Raw genomic sequence first — 2,459 nt, forward strand, 5'->3', positions numbered from 1 at the left:
GTGCTGGTGGCGCTGGACCGACTATGGGGGTGCAATCTGGGCATGGACCGCCTGGCGGCACTGGGCCTTCGGCTGGGGGCCGACGTGCCCGTCTTCGTCCGCGGCGAGAATGCTTGGGCGGAAGGCGTGGGCGAGGTCCTGACGCCGTTGGCGCTTCCCCCCGCCTGGTACCTGCTGGTGGATCCCGGCGTCCATGTGCCTACGGCGGCCCTGTTCGCATCGCCGCATTTGACGCGTGATGCTGCACCCGCGAAAATATCCGACTTCGTTTCGGGATCACTGCTCGGCAACGTGTTCGAGCCGGTCGTGCGTCGCCGGGAGCCTGCCATCGAGGCGGTCTTCCAGGCCCTGTCGCACGTCGGTACGCCACGATTGACGGGTTCCGGCGGCGGCTGCTTCGTGGAGTTCGCCGATCGGGACTCGGCCGAGGCCGCGCTGGCGACCTTGCCGTCCGGGCTGCATGCCTGGGTGGTGGAGGGCGCCGCGCGATCGCCACTGCTGCGCGCGCTGGCATCGTGTCGCGGGACGGAGAAAAACGCCTAGGGGCGTCGCCAAGTGGTTAAGGCACCGGGTTTTGATCCCGGCATTCGTAGGTTCGAATCCTTCCGCCCCTGCCAATTCACCCGTGTCACGCTGCGCCTGCCGAGACGACCCATGCAAGACGAACGCAACCTGCTTGTCTTCTCCGGCAACGCCAACAAGCCGTTGGCGAACAGCATCTGCCGCGAGTTGGGCGTGCGTCCGGGCAAGGCGCTGGTGTCCCGCTTCTCGGATGGCGAAGTCCAGGTCGAGATCCAGGAAAACGTCCGCCGGCAGGAAGTGTTCGTCGTGCAGCCCACGTGCGCGCCGAGTGCCGAGAACCTGGTGGAACTGCTGGTCCTGATCGACGCGCTGAAGCGCGCATCGGCCAGCAGCGTCACCGCGGTGGTGCCGTATTTCGGCTACGCCCGCCAGGATCGCCGCATGCGCTCTTCGCGCGTGCCGATCACGGCGAAGGTGGCGGCGAAGATGTTCGGTGCGGTCAGCGCGGATCGCGTGCTGACGGTCGACCTGCACGCCGACCAGATCCAGGGCTTCTTCGATATCCCGGTCGACAACGTGTACGCGTCGCCGCTACTGCTGGCCGACATCTGGCGTGCCTACGGCACGGAAAACCTGCTGGTCGTGTCGCCTGACGTGGGTGGCGTGGTCCGCGCCCGTGCGGTGGCCAAGCGCCTGGACGACGCCGACCTGGCGATCATCGACAAGCGCCGCCCGCGCGCCAACGTCGCCACGGTGATGAACATCATCGGCGACGTGGAAGGCAAGGACTGCGTGCTGGTGGACGACATCGTCGACACCGCCGGCACGCTCTGCGCCGCGGCCGCGGCACTGAAGCAGCACGGTGCCAACAAGGTGGCGGCGTACTGCACCCACCCCGTGCTGTCCGGCCCGGCGGTGGACAACTTGAACAATTCGGTGCTCGATGAACTCGTCGTCACCGATACCATCCCGCTCTCGCCGCAGGCGCAGGGATGCAGCAAGATCCGCCAGCTGTCTGTGGCGGAACTGCTGGCGGAAACGATCCGCCGCATCGCCTTCGGCGAGTCGGTCAGTTCGCTGTACGTGGATTGAGTCTCCGCTGCGCCCCGGTTCACCGGTGCGCGGCTTTCCGGGTTCATCTGGTCGCGGGTGAACCTTTCATCAGATCGCCGAAGGGCGGTCCAACAACTAGGTAGTGAATCCAATGGCTAAGACGCATGAAATCAAGGTCGAGCGCCGCGAAGACGAGGGTAAGGGTGCGAGCCGCCGCCTCCGTCACGCGGGCGCCGTGCCTGCCATCGTTTACGGTGGCGAACTGAAGCCGGTCAGCATCCAGCTGAACCATAACGAAGTCTGGCTGGCCTCCCAGCACGACTGGTTCTACTCGTCGATCCTGGACCTGAGCCTCAACGGCGACATCCAGAAGGTGCTGCTGCGTGACATGCAGCGCCATCCGTTCAAGCAGCAGATCATGCACCTGGACTTCCAGCGCGTGAACGAGAACGAGACGCTGCGCACCGCAGTGCCGCTGCACTTCCTCAACGAAGACAAGTCGCCGGCCGGCAAGTCCGCCGAAGTCGTCGTCACCCACGAGCTGAACGAAGTCGTCGTCGAGTGCCTGCCGAAGGACCTGCCGGAATTCATCGAGATCGACCTGGCCGACCTGGCCATCGGCGCGGTGGTCCACCTGTCGGAAGTGAAGCTGCCGGCCGGCGTCACCATTCCCGAACTGAAGCTGGGCAAGGAACACGACGTCGCCGTCGTGATCGCCAAGCACGGCAAGGAAGAGGTCGAGGAAGCGCCGGCGGAATCGGCGGAAGTGCCGGCGTCCAAGGTCGCCAAGAAGGACGACAAGTAATCGCGTGATCCTGCGCCCGCTTCGGCGGGCGCAGGTGCGCGGTGCGTCCCCATGGCAGGCTTGCGCCTCATCGTCGGAC

Annotated in this window: 3 protein-coding genes and 1 tRNA gene; all 4 read left to right on the plus strand. The window is 65.8% G+C overall.

The window, feature by feature from the left end:
• Positions 1–543, plus strand: a 543-nt coding sequence (locus AC04L7_RS16615) for a 4-(cytidine 5'-diphospho)-2-C-methyl-D-erythritol kinase (RefSeq protein WP_475513449.1), incomplete at its 5' end; no start/stop codon positions are given.
• A tRNA-Gln gene (locus AC04L7_RS16620) sits at positions 542–617 on the plus strand. The genes AC04L7_RS16615 and AC04L7_RS16620, both read left to right, overlap by 2 nt.
• Before the next feature lie 37 nt (positions 618–654).
• Positions 655–1,614 carry a ribose-phosphate diphosphokinase gene (locus AC04L7_RS16625; RefSeq protein ID WP_055940747.1) on the plus strand — a complete coding sequence of 320 codons (960 nt, stop codon included), beginning with the start codon at positions 655–657 and terminating at the stop codon, positions 1,612–1,614.
• A gap of 112 nt (positions 1,615–1,726) precedes the next feature.
• Positions 1,727–2,380 carry a 50S ribosomal protein L25/general stress protein Ctc gene (locus AC04L7_RS16630; RefSeq protein ID WP_435997219.1) on the plus strand — a complete coding sequence of 218 codons (654 nt, stop codon included), beginning with the start codon at positions 1,727–1,729 and terminating at the stop codon, positions 2,378–2,380.
• Positions 2,381–2,459 lie beyond the last annotated feature (79 nt).

The sequence above is a fragment of the Pseudoxanthomonas sp. LjRoot204_2 genome (assembly GCF_056175765.1).